Origin of the sequence: Diaphorobacter aerolatus (assembly GCF_014489535.1) — a bacterium.
Classification (GTDB): Bacteria; Pseudomonadota; Gammaproteobacteria; order Burkholderiales; family Burkholderiaceae_C; genus Diaphorobacter_A; species Diaphorobacter_A aerolatus.
This window is the reverse complement of sequence record NZ_CP060783.1, coordinates 451,436-465,382: the sequence shown is the minus strand read 5'-3', so window position 1 is coordinate 465,382 and position 13,947 is coordinate 451,436. Positions and strand designations below refer to the sequence as shown.

Below are 13,947 nucleotides of genomic sequence, written 5' to 3'. Positions count from 1 at the left end.
GGTTTCAATGCAACATTGGGGAAGGGCAGGCTTTCCCAAATTTGTTCTTTTGTCGCGCGATGTGCCCAGCGCTCAGGATGCAGCGTCAACAGCGCGTCGGCCTTCACATGACATGAGCGGTCGATGAGTCAACGTCGTGGCGCCGCCAGTGGTGATCGCGCTGGAGAAAGCCGCGCAGCTCATTTCACTCAAGGAGCCGAGTCGGAACGTTGCCAGCGCGCCTGTTGAGCACGATAACTTCCTATACAAGCGATGTGCGGCATTGGCAACGGATTTCTTAATATCTATTAACCAAGCAAGCCAATAGCAAAAATATTTAGTAAGATCGTATCTTTCATTTACTCGGGATACATCGTGGAAACATTTAAAAAGATCATTGCTGTCGGTGCATTGTTGGGAGTGAGTGTTGCACAGGCGTTCATGCCGCAGACGGGTACCTGGGTGGTTACGTCGGAAAACAATGGTCAACCGGGCCGGGGATTTGGCATCGATGTCCAGAACTCCACGCTGGTCATGCAGATGTATGGATATGAGACCAACGGAAGCCCCACCTTCTATCTTTCGGCGGGTGCAATCGCCGACAACAAGTTTACGGCGCCACTCAACACCTACAAGGGCGGACGATATCTCGGCAGTGGTGACCGGTCCGGTACTCAGACGGGAACAGCGGGTAACGTGTCGATGCGGTTTGTGTCGGGCACCAAGGGCTACATCACTTTTCCAAATGAAGCAGAGAAGGAAATTTCCCGTTTCAATTTCGCTTACACACCGACGCCGTCCAGCCTCAAGGGCATTTGGTTGTTCAGCCCCCTGAACTCGACGACACCGCTGGCCGATTTTGTCGCGCTTTCGACTGTTGGCACGGCAAGTGCGCATGGCAACGGCCTCGTGTTGTCGGACGATGGGCGCTTTGCGTGCGAGCACCAGATTTCCGGAGAAGCGGTGGGCACCGTGATCTGTATTCGCGTGACCTCGGCGGGGAAGTTGGCCTGGGGTTATCAATTCACCGTGAGCGTCAATGATGGAGAGGGCAAATTCATCAGCGGCACCGGCGGCGACACCGAGCTTGCCATTGCGCGACGCCTCACCAACCCCGCTGGCACGGCCACGGGCGTTCTCTTGAAGAGCGAGACGGCGCGCCAGCCTGCGCAGCTCACGGAGGCCACTGTCGATTCACTTCGCGCCGGAATCGAATCCGTGGCCAATAGTGGGTTGACGACCGACTGACAGGGCAGGCGCAGACAGACAAGCAAAATGAAAATGGGCCACGCCGGGTATACGGCGTGGCCCATCTCATTTTTCAGGTCAGTGGAAGAACAGCGCAATCAAAATGATGATTGGGATGGGAATTCCAATTAGCCAAAGCAAGATAGATCTCATGATTCGTCCTTTCCGGGTGGTCTGAGCGGTTGCAATTGTTCAAAGCGTGGATGCGTGCACGTTCACGCGTCGCGTTGGCGTCCACCAAAGGTTGCGGACAGGCTTCCGACAAATGCGCCGATGAGCAAGACGACAACCATCCAGAGCATCGAATAGGCGGTTGCCTTGCGTGCCTCTTCTGCTGCAGCCTTGGCCTTTTCTTCGGCCTCCTTGGCGGTTTGTTTTGCCTTGTCGATTTGCTGCTTCACCTGGGCAAACGATTCCTTGACCTTCTGCTCGGCTTGCTCTTGCGTGAGGTTGGAGCGCTGCGAGATCAACTGCGCGACGTATTTCGCATCGGTATCAGACAGCGCGCCTGTTTGCAGCGAGTGCGCAAAAATGACCGAGACTTCCTTGGCATCGTCCGCCGCCGATTGGGTCTTGCGGGAAATTTCCTGTGCGCCATCCTTGAGCTCCTGCTTTTGCTGCTCGGTAGGGCCGCCGTTACGCAGGAGGCTGCTGATCCAGTAGTTGAGATCCGAACCTTCGTCGCCTGCCTTGGCCGCGCCCACTCCCGCAGCGCCCGTGATCGCCGCAGACGCAGCGCCGCCAACAACGTTGCCCGCTGCTCCCACGGCACCGCCGACGACCTGGGCTGCACCGCTTGCCACAGCACCAGCAGCCTTGACCGTGCCTGTGATCGCCGCGCCCGCAATCGAGCCCATCACGGCCACCATCAGCAGGGTTGCGAAGGCCCAGGCGAGAAATCCATGCGCGGTATCGCGGAAGTAGACCTCGTCGGTGTGCACGCCTTGCCACTTGGTGCGCAAGCGTCCGGCGATGTATCCACCGACCCCGGCGGAAGCAAGTTGTGTGAACGCAAGCCACACAATGGCGGCCCAGCCGATGGTTTCCCCATCAGCGCCTCTGCCGGACCACACCGAGACGGACGACAGTCCAAGCCCGATTCCCAGCATGAACAGCAGCAATGACAGCACGGCTGCGGCAAGCGCACCGGCAAAAATTGCCGCCCAGGATACGGCGCTGCCTTCAAATCCCGGCGCCGATAAAGGTGCTCCGCGAACCACGACTCTTTCGTCGTCTACATAGGTGGTTGTGACCATTTCGGCTCCTTGATTGTTAACGAATTGATTGTCGTCAAGGTTTTGGGAGGCGCTGTAGTCCAAAAGCGAGGGGGAGCGTGCGCACAAAACCTTTGGCCTAGTCTCCAGACTGTCGTGTCTCGCGAGTCAGGCTTGTACGAGAGACAGTCTGGCGACCTCGGTGAATCCAGAAAATCGTGATACCGGTGAAATGAAAAAAGCCTCCCGATGGGCTTCGGGAGGCTTGCAAGGTGCGGCGGCATCGGTCGCCGCGCATCATTTTTGGTTATTTTTCCTTTTGTTTTTCTCTCCTTCAGTCTCCCCAGGCCCCAGCAGGAGATGATTCAGCAAACCACCCCCAACAATCAACCACACCGCCAGAATCGCTGCGAGCACCAGCGGCTTGGCCCCGCGCTCTTGATGGCGCTCGCGTGAGTCGTCAGACCGAGACCCGCCATCGCCATGGCCAGCAGCACATTGGCGCCGTTGTTCACATGGCTGACGACGTCCTTGGGCAGCAGATTGAGCGAATTGAACAGCACCACGGCGATGAAGCCGAATGCAAACCAGGGAATCGTCATCCTGGATTTCTTGCCGTCGGCACCGGCTTCGGCGCGCTCGCCGCGTGCCAGCCACGCGGACAGGATCAGCAAGAACGGCGCGAGCATCATCACGCGCACCATCTTGGTCACGACGGCGGTGTCGGCGGCTTCCGGGGACATGGCGCGCGCGGCGGCCACGACCTGGGCGACTTCATGCACGGTTGCGCCGGTGTAGATGCCGAATTCGCTCGCGCCTCCGGGAATGAAACCGGCGGTCAGGTTCCACTGGTAGAGGGCAGGGTAGAGAAAAATGCAGAGCGTGCCGAAGACCACGACGGTGGCGACCGCGACCGTCACCTGATCGGCGCGCGCTTTCACGACAGGCTCGGTGCCGAGCACGGCGGCCGCGCCGCAAATGGAACTGCCCGCGCCGATCAGCATGACCTGCGTGCGGTCCATGCCAAGCCAGCGCGTGCCGATCAGCATGGCCAGCATGAACGTGCCGCCGACGATGAGCGCGTCGATTGCCACACCAGCCATACCGACGTGGGCAATGTCCGCCGTGGTCAGGCGAAAGCCGTAGAGCACGATGCCAAGGCGCAGCAATGTCTGCTTGGTGAAACCCACGCCAGGGCCGGCGCTCGGAGCCAAGCTGCCATAGACCGTATTGCCGAGCACCATGCCGATGATGATGGCCAGCGTGAGCACGCTCAGGCCCTTGGAGGCGAACCAGTCGATCTGACCGAGATATGACGATACCCCGGCAATGGCCGCGCACAACATCACACCCGGAAGACGCTTGACCCAGACGGAGCCGGTCGGCGCGGGTGCGTGGTGGCTGGCTGTTTTGACTGTGGACATGATGGGGTTTGTTCTTTGCGGTTGTGCGTCGGGCTGAGCGGCTACGGTCTCTGATCGATAGCACCGGGTTCCGAATGGAACGAACTGTCTCAAAATTCCCTTCACCCATCCAACAGATAGTTTTTCTATAATCAAATAATTAAATCGCTTAATAACCAATACTTCTAAAGAAATTGATAGCGCCAAATGGCCCATACATGGGCAAAGCGCGGGAGTTTTCACGGAGATCCACATGGACGTATTGCGCCTGACGCTGAGGCAATTGCAGATCTTCATGGCCGTCGCGCGCACCGGCAGTACGGCGAGTGCGGCAGAGGCCATCGCGCTGTCGCAATCGGCGACGAGTTCCGCGATCAACGAACTTGAGCGCTTGTTGTCCCTGCGCCTTTTCGACCGCACGGGCGGCGTCTGCTGCTCAACGACAACGGGCGCGCATTGCTGCCGCGCGCGCAGGCGTTGCTCGAGGGTGCGCTGGACGTGGAGCGCATGGGTCTGGCACCCGAGGAGCAACTGCAAATGCTGCGCATCGGGGCGAGCACCACGCTCGGCAATCACGTGCTGCCGCGATTGCTCGCGGAGTATCTCGGCGACCGCCATGCGCGCGCGGCCTCATGGCATGCGCGGCTTGCCATCAACAACAGCGCGGAAATCTGCGCACGGGTCGCGTCGTTTGAGCTTGACGTCGGCGTGATCGAAGGTCCGTCGCACGAACCGGCGCTCGAAGTCAATCCGTGGCTGCGTGACGAACTCGTGCTGGTCGCGTCGCCATCGCATGCCTTGCTCGAGACGTTGCCCGAAAAGCGCCAGCCGATCAGCATCGAGGCCCTGCGCAAGGCCGTATGGCTGGTGCGCGAGCAGGGTTCGGGTACGCGCGAGGCTTCGGATGCGGCCGTGCTGCCACATCTGGGCGGCTATCAGCGCAGCATCGAACTGGGCAGCTCCGAGGCCATCCGCAGCGCGGCGGCATTGGGGCTGGGCATTGCCAGCCTGTCGCGCTTTGTGATCGACGACTATGTGCAAGATGGCCGCTTGATCGTGCTCGAATCGGAGATGCCGCATACCGACCGCCAGTGCTATTGGGTGGTGCACCGTGACAAGCATTTCACGCCCGCGCTCAAGGCGTTCGTGACCTTGCTGGAAAATTCTCGCTAGCCGGCCTCAGAACAGCTCGATCTCGCCGTGCGAGATCTGCGGCTTGACTTCGCCGCGCGAGAGCATCAGGTCGTAATAGCGCACCTGGTTGCGCCCGTTTTCCTTGGCGTAGTAGAGCGCCTGGTCGGCGCGGCCCAGCACCTCGACGGGAGCGCCGTCCATCGTGGAGGTGAAGCCGATGCTCACCGTGATGCCGCCGATCTGGGGAAACATGTGTTTCTCGACGGTCTGGCGAAAGCGCTCGAATGCCTGGCTCGCCTGCTCCAGCGTGGCCGAGCGCAGCAACACGACGAATTCCTCGCCGCCAAAGCGGAACACGCGATCCTGCGCGCGAAACGACGAGCGCAGCAGGTTGGCGACAAGAATCAGCACCTCGTCGCCATAGAGATGGCCGTAGACATCGTTGACCTGCTTGAAATGGTCGATGTCGATCACGGCAAGCCACTGCTGTGGCACGTCGGCTCCCGTATCAAGCTGGTCGAAGCCGGTGATCGGCTGCGAGGTGATGCGCGCGAAATGTTCCTCGAACGTTTTGCGGTTGAACAGGCCGGTGAGGGCGTCGCGTTCGCTGTAGTCCAGCAGATTCTGGTAGTTCTGGTAGACCTGAAAAACGCCCATGATGATGTCGCGCTGGCGGCGCGAGAACGCGCGCGGCTGGGTGATTTCCAGGCAGGCGTAGGCCTTGTCCTCGATCCACACCGGCAGCCAAAGCGTGTGGGTGTTGTTGCTGCTTCGAAGCGCAGCCACGCAATGCTCGCGCAGGCATTCGGTCAGCTCGGGCATGTTGGCGAGAACGCCACGCGCCGGGTCGGATGGCGCCTCGCACTCGGAGGAAATCACCTCGCCGCGGTGCGTCCAGCTACGCGGGCGCACCATCACCTGCGAGTCGCTGAAGAAGAACTCCAGCGCGCGCACTTCCATGTTCTTTCCCAGTTGCAGCACCGTCGTGAGCACCGACGCCTCCAGCCGCAGATGATCCCGGTGACCGGTCATCTCCACGAGGTGCTGGAGGATAGGTGCCATTGCTGACGGATCCTGGGGCTCGTCCATAGGGGCGTTCGGTAGAGGTTTCAGGTTCGCTTGAAAACGAGGTCCCACACGCCATGACCCAGACGCAGTCCCCGGTTTTCAAACTTGGTGAGTGGCCGATAGGCGGGCTGTGGCGCGTAGCCATCGGCGGTGTTGGCCAGATGCGGATCGTCCGATAGCACCTGCAGGATCTGTTCGGCGTAGGGCTCCCAGTCGGTCGCGCAATGGATGTAACCGCCGCGCTTGAGGCGCGTGACGAGCTTGGCCACCAGCGGGGCCTGGATCAGGCGGCGCTTGTTGTGGCGTTTCTTGTGCCATGGATCGGGAAAGAAAATGTGCACGCCATCCAGCGAACCCTCGGTCAGCATGTGGTCGATGACTTCGACCGCATCGTGCTGCAGGATGCGGATGTTCTCGATGTGGCCTTCGCCAATGCGCTTGAGCAGTGCGCCAACACCGGGTTCATGCACTTCGCAGCACAGGAAATTGTCCTCGGGCCGAACCTGGGCGATGTGCGCGGTCGCGTCGCCCATGCCGAAGCCGATTTCCAGAATCAGCGGCGCCGCACGGCCAAAGGCCGCAGTCGCACCCAGCGGGCGGGCGGCATAGTCGAGCACGAAGCGCGGGCCGAGCGTCTCCAGCGCCTTGGCCTGACCGGTGGTCACGCGGCCAGCACGCAACACGAAACTCTTGATGGCCTTGGGGTGAGCCACGCCAGCGGCAGCCCCATCGGCATCCTGCGGATCGGCCGGGGTGTCAGACACCGTACGAGGTGTAATAGTTGAAATTATTGTTGTCACAGAGATGGATTGTAATTTCTTAATTGGTGAATCTGTGCCAGGCATTCACCCAAAAAGCGAGGGCATTTCCGGGTGTGCCATCCAGCAACGCTGCGGGGCCGGTAAACCAAGCGTCCTCGCGGCCTCGCACAGAGCGGGCACGGGGCGGGAACTGTCGATGGAAGGCGCTCCATGCTGCTTGGAGAGCTTTTCGCCATCGGCCGCCCGCACAAGCGGCGTGTGCAGGTAGACGGGAAAACTCAACCCCAGCGCGGCCTGCAGCAGGATTTGACGTGGTGTATTGTCCGCCAGATCCTCTCCGCGAACGACGTGCGTGATTCCCTGGTCCGCGTCATCCACGACCACCGCGAGCTGGTAGGCCCAGATGCCGTCGGCACGCAGAAGCACGAAATCGCCCACGGCGCTTGCGACATCCTGAAATTGGCTGCCCAGACGGCGATCCGTCCATTGCACGCCGCCCCGGCAGATGCCCGGGGAATCGCCGCTCGGCAAGGTGGCTGGAGCCGAGTCCTGAAAGCGCTGGGTATGGAATCGCCATGAGCGCGCAATCCGGCCGTGCGTTCCGTCGCGGCAGGTGCCGGGATAGACATGTTCGGAATGGCGCTCGTGACTCACGCCCTGGGCGATCAGAACCTGCGCTATGTCTTTGCGGGTGCAGGCACAGGGATAGGCCAGATGCTGGCCGGCGAGTTGTTCAAGGACGTGCCGGTAGCGGGCAGTGCGACAAGATTGATGAAGCGGAGGCTCGTCGGCAATGAGCTGGCAGTCTGCCAACTGCCGCAGGATCGTGGCCGAGGCGGCCTCGCTGCAGCGCGGCGTGTCCAGATCTTCGATGCGAACCAGCCAGCGTCCACCGGCAGCGCGGGCGTCCAGCCAACTGGCCAGCGCTGCCGCCAGAGAGCCGGCGTGCAGCGGGCCGGTGGGCGAGGGCGCGAATCGCCCCGTGTACCTTCCTGCCCAACCTGTTGTTTGTGCCAACGCTGCTTCCGACATCAACCGCCCAGTCCAGTTCGTGGGCGGTGCCGATTCTTCCGTTGATGCAGCGTTGCCCCAAAACGGGGATTCTACGAAAAAGCCTTGTTCGAATGCGCGGCGTCAATCGAGGCCAGGGCCAGCTCAAGCCCCGAGACGAAGGCGTCCTCGAGTCGGTGACCCAGACACCAGTCGCCGCACATGCCCAGTTGCGCCACGTCGTCCCACAATGCCGACTGGCCGAGCGGCATCATGGTGCGCGCATGGCGCCAGCGGCGGATGTCGATCTGGCTGGGCGTGGCGCGAATGCCGGTCACTTCGGAGAACGCACGCAACAGCTTGGCCTGCACGCGTGCCGGATCGTCGTTGAGATGCTCCTCCGACCATTGCGGGCTGGCCTGCACCGTCCAGCGCTCGACCTGCGAGCGGCCGGGTTTGGAGGACTCGCGCGCCAGCCAGGCAATGCGGTGATGCGTGCTGCGAGCCGCATTCCACTGTGGCCCGAGCGTCGTGAGCCCGGGGCGCACGGCCTGTGGAAAGCCGATCATCAGCGTCCAGCAGGGCGCGGTTTCCACCTTGGCGAGTTGCTCTTTCCAGAGTGCCTTGTGCTCGCCCTGAATGTCTTCGGCGACGGGCGCTGGAACGGCCAGCAGCACCGTGTCGAATCCGGCGTGCACGCCGCTGCCGCCGTCGGGCAACTGCGCGCGCAACTGCCACTGATCAGGTGAGACGACGTCGCGCTCGATCGCGACGATGGTGGTGTTGGTCACCAGGCGATTTTTTTCGGCCAGGGGTTGAGCCCAGGTCTTCACGAGTGCGTCCATGGCGGGCGTTGCGACCCAGTGGCGCTCACCCGGTGGCGGCGCCGCGGCAACCACGCGGCCGGCTTCGTCGAGCACGCGCACGGTGTTCACGCTCCAGGCGCGGCAAAGGCCCGGGACGGTGTCCAGCGCCTTTTGAAACCGGGAATCACGCACGGTGAAGTATTGCGCACCGACGTCGTAGGTTCCGCAAACCGAGTGCTCCACGGATGTGCGCCCGGCCGCTTCTGGCTGCTTTTCGAACACCGTCACGTCGTGCCCGGCCTGCATCAGCGTGCGGGCGCAGGCAATGCCTGCCATCCCCGCGCCAATCACTGCAATTCGCTTGGGTTTGGAGCGGATGCCGCCGTAGGGGCGATGTTCGGATTCTGATTTCCCGGATTGAGCAGCTTGCATGACGGACCCAGTCTAAAAAGATAAATGCAGTCAATACCAACATCGTCTGCGCGCTCAAGCAGGATAGTCACTGCACGAGCGCGAAGGCTGAACAGCGCAAAACGCACAGCCGGGCAAGTTGCGGCCCGCTTGCTCTGCATTTCGCAGTCGTCTTGCACACTCTACACGGCTTATGGACGGTTTATGCGCCGCTTTCAACGCGGCTGCGTGTTTTTCCGCATGGGAAATACGATCCATCGAATCGATCAGAAATGGTGGTGGTTTTCGAGCAATGATTTCTGCGTCGTCTTGCTCTTGAGCTGCTCCAGCCACCAGGCGAGCGCCTTGCCGACGCTGCGCTGGGCGCCCGCGCCCCAGACGTAGCTCAGCCGCAGCGTGCGCGGTGGCCGCTCAACGGCGCGCGCCACCAGAAGGCCCGCGCTGAGGTAGGAGCGCACCATCGGCTCCGGTAGAAATCCGGCGCCGATGCCGCGCAACTGGGCCTGAATCTTGGCGCTCATCGAATCCACCGTCATCACGTCCTGACCCGGCAGAATGCCGATGGTGACGTTGGAGCGATTGCCCGAGTCGGCTACGGCGATCAAACGGTGTTGACGCAATTCCGAATCGCTCAGCGGCTCCGCAAGCCTTGCCAGCGGATGATGGGGTGCGACGACGAACACGAAATCGAGCATCCCGATGTCCGCGCTTTGCAGGCCTGCGATGCTCGGAGTGTCGACGGCCACGCCGATGGCCAGATCGGCCCGGCCCGAAGTCAGGCATTCGAGCGTGCCGCCGAGAATGCCATCGGTGAACTTCAGACGCGTGGGCGGCATCGGTTTCAAGGCGAAGAACGCTTCGGCCAGCTCCAGCATCGTGGGCGTGGACATCACCTGATCGACGCTGATCGTGAGCTGTGGCTCCCAGCCGGTTGCCACGCGCCTGACGTGATTGGCGATGGCATCCACATCCTCCAGCAGACGCGAGCCTTCGCGCAGCAATTCGGCTCCGGCTTCCGTCGGATGGGCCTGCCGCGCGCTGCGGTCAAACAGCAGCACGTCGAGCGCATCCTCGATCTGCCGCACGCGGTAGGTCAGCGCGCTGGGCACCAGATGCAATTCGCGCGCCGCCGCTGCAAAGCTGCCCGTGTCGGCAATCAATTGCAGCATGGCGAGATTTTCCGGTGTCAGAACATTACGCGAATTTTGCATATTGAATAGAGTTTAATTCAAAGCGTTTGAATGATCTCTTCAATGCGGTTGCAACTTTGAATCGACGTCCCCAAGTACATTGGAGTCATCGGGTCACGGCCCGCCACCCCACAAAAGGAGTTCCCCATGCTGACCATTCGCCATTCCAACGACCGAGGACTTGCAGACCATGGCTGGCTCAAGTCGCGCCACAGCTTTTCGTTTGCGGATTACCACGATCCACGGCACATGGGCTGGGGCAACCTGCGCGTGATCAACGAGGATCGTGTTGCGCCCGGCAAGGGCTTTGGCACGCATGGTCACCGCGACATGGAAATCATCAGCTACGTGCTCTCCGGCAATCTCGCACATCAGGACAGCATGGGCAACATCAAGGGCATTCCGCCCGGCGACGTGCAGCGCATGAGCGCGGGCAGCGGCGTGCGGCACAGCGAGTTCAACCATGCGGCAGGCGAAACCACGCATTTCCTGCAGATCTGGATCGAGCCCAACGAGCTTGGCGTGCCGCCGAGCTACGAGCAGATCACCGTGCCTACCGATCAAAAGAAGGGGCGGCTGCGCCTGATTGCGGCACCCGGTGCGCAGGAAGGCGCTGTCAGCATCCATGCAGACGCGCGGCTGTACGCCGGCCTGTTCGATGGCGCCGAGCATGCCGAACTCCGGATCGACCCGGCGCGCAAGGCCTATGTGCACCTGATTCGCGGCGAGTTGAAGGTCAACGGCGAACTGCTCAAGGAAGGCGATGCGGCGCTGCTCAGTGATGAGTCCACCATCCGTATCACCGACGGCAAAAATGCTGAGGTGCTGGTGTTCGACCTTCAGCCCTGAGGCTCGTGGACCGGGGAGGGCGCAGCTTGCGCCTGCCCGGGCTTGCGCTGCTGCCATTGCCCGTGGATGAGCAATTCATTCGGCTGAAAGCGCGCCTTATAGTTCATCTTCGGGCTCTGCTCGATCCAGTAGCCGAGATACACATACGGCAATCCCAGCGCGCGCGCCTGCTGGATCTGCCACTGCACGTTGTACGTGCCGTAGCTGCTCTTTTCGTCGGGTTCGTAGAACGTGTACACCGCCGAGATGCCATCGTCGAGCACGTCGAGTATGGACACCATCTTGAGCGCGCCCGGCGAGCCATCCTCGTTGGTCTCGCGGAATTCCGCCAGACGTGAGTTGACCCGGCTTTGCAGCAGAAACTGGGTGTACTGGTCGATGCTGTCGTGATCCATCCCGCCACCCGCGTGGCGGGCGTTCTGGTAGCGCAGATAGAGCTGGTAGTGTTCGGGCAGGTAGCACAGCCGCAGCACGCGTGCCTGCAGGTGCGAATGCTGCGCCCAGGCGCGGCGCTGGCTGCGGTCGGGTTTGTAGTCGTTGACCAGCACCCGCAGCGGCACGCAGGCCTGACAGCCATCGCAATAGGGCCGGTAGGTAAACATGCCACTGCGCCGGAAGCCGCGCGCCACCAGATCCGAATACACGGTGTTGTGAATCAGATGGCTGGGCGTTGCGACCTGGGAGCGCGCCAGCCGTCCCGGCAGATAGCTGCAGGAATAAGGGGCCGTCGCATAGAACTGCAGGGACTGCAGTGGCAGATCATTGAGCTGGGTCACGCGGAAAACGGTGAGGACAACAACGAATCCCAGTATACGGGCTTGAAACTCCAGTCGAGCTCATCGTGCGAGCGCGCTTTCAAAACATTGTCCAGAAACTGCGCCCGGGTGATTTCCCGGGCACCGAGCGAGGCGAGATGCGCGGTGTTCTGCTGGCAGTCGATCATGTCCACGCCCTGCGTGCGGCAAAGCCCGACCAGCGCGGCCAGCGCGACCTTGGACGCGTCGGTTCGCCGGGCGAACATCGATTCGCCAAACACCGCGCGACCGATTGCTATGCAATACAGTCCACCGACGAGCTCGCCATCGACCCAGGTTTCGACGCTGTGTGCAACGCCCGCTTCATGCAGCTTTTCATAAGCCTCGATCATTGCAGGCACGATCCAGGTGCCGTTCTGGCCCGAGCGCGGCGAGGTCGAGCACGCATGAATGACGGCACTGAAATCGCTGTCCACGCGCACCTCGCATGAGGGCAGGGTACGAAACCGCTTGATCAGCTTGGCCAGCGAGCGGTGCAGCCTGAATTCCTGCGGAAAAAGCACCATGCGCGGATCGGGACTCCACCAGAGAATCGGCTGGCCCTGGCTGAACCACGGAAAGATGCCATTGGCGTAGGCCGCCTTGAGTCGCCAGACTTCGAGACTTGCTCCTGCTGCCAGCAAGCCGGGCGCGGGGGACTGCTGGTCCCAGCTTTTGCTGACGGGTGGAAACGGTTCGTCGGGGTCAAGCCAGGTCAGCGAATGGGTCATGGGTGGGTGCAACACGGTATCGACCTTTATCGTATTGCATTGCCCTCTTCAACGGCAACGCCTCGGGAAAAGGGAGCGCGCGCCGACGCGCCATCAATCCGCATGCGGAGCAAGCATCAGCCCTGAACGTACCAGGCATCCTTGAGTTCGCTCACGCGCACGACGGCATCGGCAAACTCGGCCTTGAGCCATTTCTCTACGGCGCTGCGATCATCTTCCGTGGCCGAACCACGCGGATAGGCGGTCACGAAGCCTTCGCTGATCCAGCCGCCCAGCATCAGCTTGCGCGGGACGATCAGTTCGTGAAGAAACTTGTCCATCAGCGCTTCCTGCGCTTCGGGGAGAGCTTGTCCTTGAGATCCATTTCGTATTCGAAGCCGAGTTCCTGAAACTCGGCGATGTGCATCTTCTTGCGCTGGCGGCGGCTGCGTTCTTTGTTGGGTGGCAGAGACATGGTGTGATGTGATCGCGCGCGTCCGTTCGGGTTGCAGGCTGACCTGTGTGGAAACGCCGTACTTTATTGCAATTGCGATGGCGCAGCCTCGAAGTCGGGTGACTTGTCATCCACGAGCCTGAGCTGGACGCCGAATTCGAGCCAGGCCTTGCACGCAGCGATCACCAGATTGAAGCCTTCGGTCTGATCAAGCGCCTGCTGGTACTGCTCCCGCCACGTGCCTTCGAAGCCCGAGGCGTGGATGGTCACCAGCGTCGCCTCGTGCGGGCGTTCCTCGAACAACCATTCGGCGCGCGACGGCCACTCGATCACGAGACGCCGGTTGGTGTCCAGCGTCACCACCTTCACCTGAGCGCTCACGCCGTAGTGATCCCAGAACCAGGTCACCGTGGCCCCTGGTTGAGCGCGCCGCTCGCGCGGCTGAACCAGAAACGGGTAGTCACGTCGGGATCGACAAACGCATTGAACACCTCGGCCACGGGCTTGCGGATCAGCATCGTGACCTTGACCGAGGGAGCTGTCTGCGGGCTTGTCATGGCTCGTTCGCGCGTCTTGCTCAGAGCAGGCGGGTGCCGGCCAGGCGCTTCGAATTCTGAACCGCCTTGCGGTGAATCGGCGCGACGGATCTTGCGCTGATCCGCTCCAGCGTTCGCGGCATGCGCGTGAATTGCCCGGACAACGCGGCGGGGCCTTGCAACCATGACCAGAGAAACGACTGCTGCGCCTTGCCCATTTCCATGCACAGCGTCCACCACGACTGGGCGAACGCAACCTGCTTCTCCATGATCATGCCAGTGAACTCCTTCTGGTCACGCGCGGACATGGAGCCAGGCGACGACAGCGCCATGCGGGCCATCCGATGGGCAATGACCTGGGGGCCGCAACACTCAGTTCAGCCAATTGACGGCTGGTGGT

At 61.6% G+C, this 13,947-nt stretch carries 13 protein-coding genes and 4 pseudogenes; 4 read left to right on the top strand and 13 right to left on the bottom strand.

The genetic code is table 11. From position 1 onward, the window contains the following. Positions 1-354: 354 nt before the first annotated feature. Positions 355-1,227, top strand: a complete 873-nt coding sequence (locus H9K75_RS02245; RefSeq protein ID WP_187724604.1) for a hypothetical protein — start codon at positions 355-357, stop codon at positions 1,225-1,227. A 215-nt stretch (positions 1,228-1,442) separates the two neighbouring features. Here the strand turns inward: H9K75_RS02245 and H9K75_RS02240 are convergent, their stop codons facing one another. Continuing rightward, positions 1,443-2,483 (bottom strand): hypothetical protein, encoded by a 1,041-nt coding sequence (locus H9K75_RS02240; protein WP_226858469.1) that lies wholly within the window; start codon positions 2,481-2,483, stop codon positions 1,443-1,445. 255 nt (positions 2,484-2,738) lie between these two features. Beyond that, a pseudogene (locus H9K75_RS02235) lies at positions 2,739-3,865 on the bottom strand (YeiH family protein). Between the two features lie 232 nt (positions 3,866-4,097). On the opposite strand from H9K75_RS02235, the pseudogene H9K75_RS24525 reads away from it, so the two are divergent. Then, a pseudogene (locus H9K75_RS24525) lies at positions 4,098-4,214 on the top strand (LysR family transcriptional regulator); the annotation flags it as partial. An 86-nt stretch (positions 4,215-4,300) separates the two neighbouring features. After that, complete coding sequence (locus H9K75_RS02230) at positions 4,301-5,017, top strand: LysR substrate-binding domain-containing protein (protein ID WP_226858468.1); 717 nt, start codon at positions 4,301-4,303, stop codon at positions 5,015-5,017. Between the two features lie 6 nt (positions 5,018-5,023). Here H9K75_RS02230 and H9K75_RS02225 read toward each other — a convergent pair whose 3' ends face one another. The 5 genes and pseudogenes from H9K75_RS02225 to H9K75_RS02205 all read right to left on the bottom strand — a co-directional run bounded on the left by H9K75_RS02225 (position 5,024) and on the right by H9K75_RS02205 (position 10,225). After that, entirely contained in the window at positions 5,024-6,040 is a 1,017-nt protein-coding gene (locus tag H9K75_RS02225; RefSeq protein ID WP_187724603.1) for a GGDEF domain-containing protein, read from the bottom strand. A gap of 47 nt (positions 6,041-6,087) precedes the next feature. Continuing rightward, positions 6,088-6,810, bottom strand: a complete 723-nt coding sequence (gene trmB / locus H9K75_RS02220; protein ID WP_404826400.1) for a tRNA (guanosine(46)-N7)-methyltransferase TrmB — start codon at positions 6,808-6,810, stop codon at positions 6,088-6,090. 55 nt (positions 6,811-6,865) lie between these two features. Further along, positions 6,866-7,839: pseudogene (gene gluQRS, locus H9K75_RS02215) on the bottom strand (tRNA glutamyl-Q(34) synthetase GluQRS). Between the two features lie 71 nt (positions 7,840-7,910). Beyond that, entirely contained in the window at positions 7,911-9,035 is a 1,125-nt protein-coding gene (locus H9K75_RS02210; protein WP_187724600.1) for an NAD(P)/FAD-dependent oxidoreductase, read from the bottom strand. Between the two features lie 245 nt (positions 9,036-9,280). Continuing rightward, complete coding sequence (locus tag H9K75_RS02205; protein WP_187724599.1) at positions 9,281-10,225, bottom strand: LysR family transcriptional regulator; 945 nt, start codon at positions 10,223-10,225, stop codon at positions 9,281-9,283. Between the two features lie 126 nt (positions 10,226-10,351). Here H9K75_RS02205 and H9K75_RS02200 point away from each other — a divergent pair, with 126 nt between their 5' ends. Continuing rightward, positions 10,352-11,053, top strand: a complete 702-nt coding sequence (locus tag H9K75_RS02200; protein WP_187724598.1) for a pirin family protein — start codon at positions 10,352-10,354, stop codon at positions 11,051-11,053. Here H9K75_RS02200 and H9K75_RS02195 read toward each other — a convergent pair. The 6 genes and pseudogenes from H9K75_RS02195 to H9K75_RS02175 form a co-directional block, all read right to left on the bottom strand. Further along, entirely contained in the window at positions 11,044-11,829 is a 786-nt protein-coding gene (locus H9K75_RS02195; protein WP_187724597.1) for an arginyltransferase, read from the bottom strand. The genes H9K75_RS02200 and H9K75_RS02195 overlap by 10 nt on opposite strands. Continuing rightward, on the bottom strand, positions 11,826-12,578 hold the full coding sequence (gene aat / locus H9K75_RS02190) for a leucyl/phenylalanyl-tRNA--protein transferase (protein ID WP_187724596.1): 753 nt from the start codon (positions 12,576-12,578) through the stop codon (positions 11,826-11,828). The genes H9K75_RS02195 and aat overlap by 4 nt, the downstream gene beginning before the upstream one ends. Positions 12,579-12,694: 116 nt before the next feature. Continuing rightward, positions 12,695-12,942 (bottom strand): annotated as a pseudogene (locus tag H9K75_RS02185) (50S ribosome-binding protein YggL). Positions 12,943-13,095: 153 nt separating this feature from the next. After that, positions 13,096-13,419 (bottom strand): SRPBCC family protein, encoded by a 324-nt coding sequence (locus tag H9K75_RS02180; RefSeq protein ID WP_226858467.1) that lies wholly within the window; start codon positions 13,417-13,419, stop codon positions 13,096-13,098. Beyond that, positions 13,416-13,568: an SRPBCC family protein gene (locus H9K75_RS23350; protein WP_226858466.1), complete on the bottom strand. Its 153-nt coding sequence runs from the start codon at positions 13,566-13,568 to the stop codon at positions 13,416-13,418. Before H9K75_RS23350 ends, H9K75_RS02180 begins: the two co-directional genes overlap by 4 nt. 20 nt (positions 13,569-13,588) lie before the next feature. Next, entirely contained in the window at positions 13,589-13,879 is a 291-nt protein-coding gene (locus tag H9K75_RS02175) for a hypothetical protein (protein WP_187724595.1), read from the bottom strand. Between the last annotated feature and the right edge of the window lie 68 nt (positions 13,880-13,947).

What these genes read in the sequence shown, in the direction of transcription:
- H9K75_RS02200 (WP_187724598.1), top strand. Translation starts at nt 10,352, where the DNA reads ATGCTGACCATTCGCCATTCCAACGACCGAGGACTTGCAGACCATGGC.
- H9K75_RS02225 (WP_187724603.1), bottom strand. Translation starts at nt 6,040, where the DNA reads ATGGCACCTATCCTCCAGCACCTCGTGGAGATGACCGGTCACCGGGAT.
- H9K75_RS02210 (WP_187724600.1), bottom strand. Translation starts at nt 9,035, where the DNA reads ATGCAAGCTGCTCAATCCGGGAAATCAGAATCCGAACATCGCCCCTAC.
- H9K75_RS02205 (WP_187724599.1), bottom strand. Translation starts at nt 10,225, where the DNA reads ATGCAAAATTCGCGTAATGTTCTGACACCGGAAAATCTCGCCATGCTG.
- H9K75_RS02175 (WP_187724595.1), bottom strand. Translation starts at nt 13,879, where the DNA reads ATGGCGCTGTCGTCGCCTGGCTCCATGTCCGCGCGTGACCAGAAGGAG.
- aat (WP_187724596.1), bottom strand. Translation starts at nt 12,578, where the DNA reads ATGACCCATTCGCTGACCTGGCTTGACCCCGACGAACCGTTTCCACCC.
- H9K75_RS23350 (WP_226858466.1), bottom strand. Translation starts at nt 13,568, where the DNA reads ATGACAAGCCCGCAGACAGCTCCCTCGGTCAAGGTCACGATGCTGATC.
- H9K75_RS02240 (WP_226858469.1), bottom strand. Translation starts at nt 2,483, where the DNA reads ATGGTCACAACCACCTATGTAGACGACGAAAGAGTCGTGGTTCGCGGA.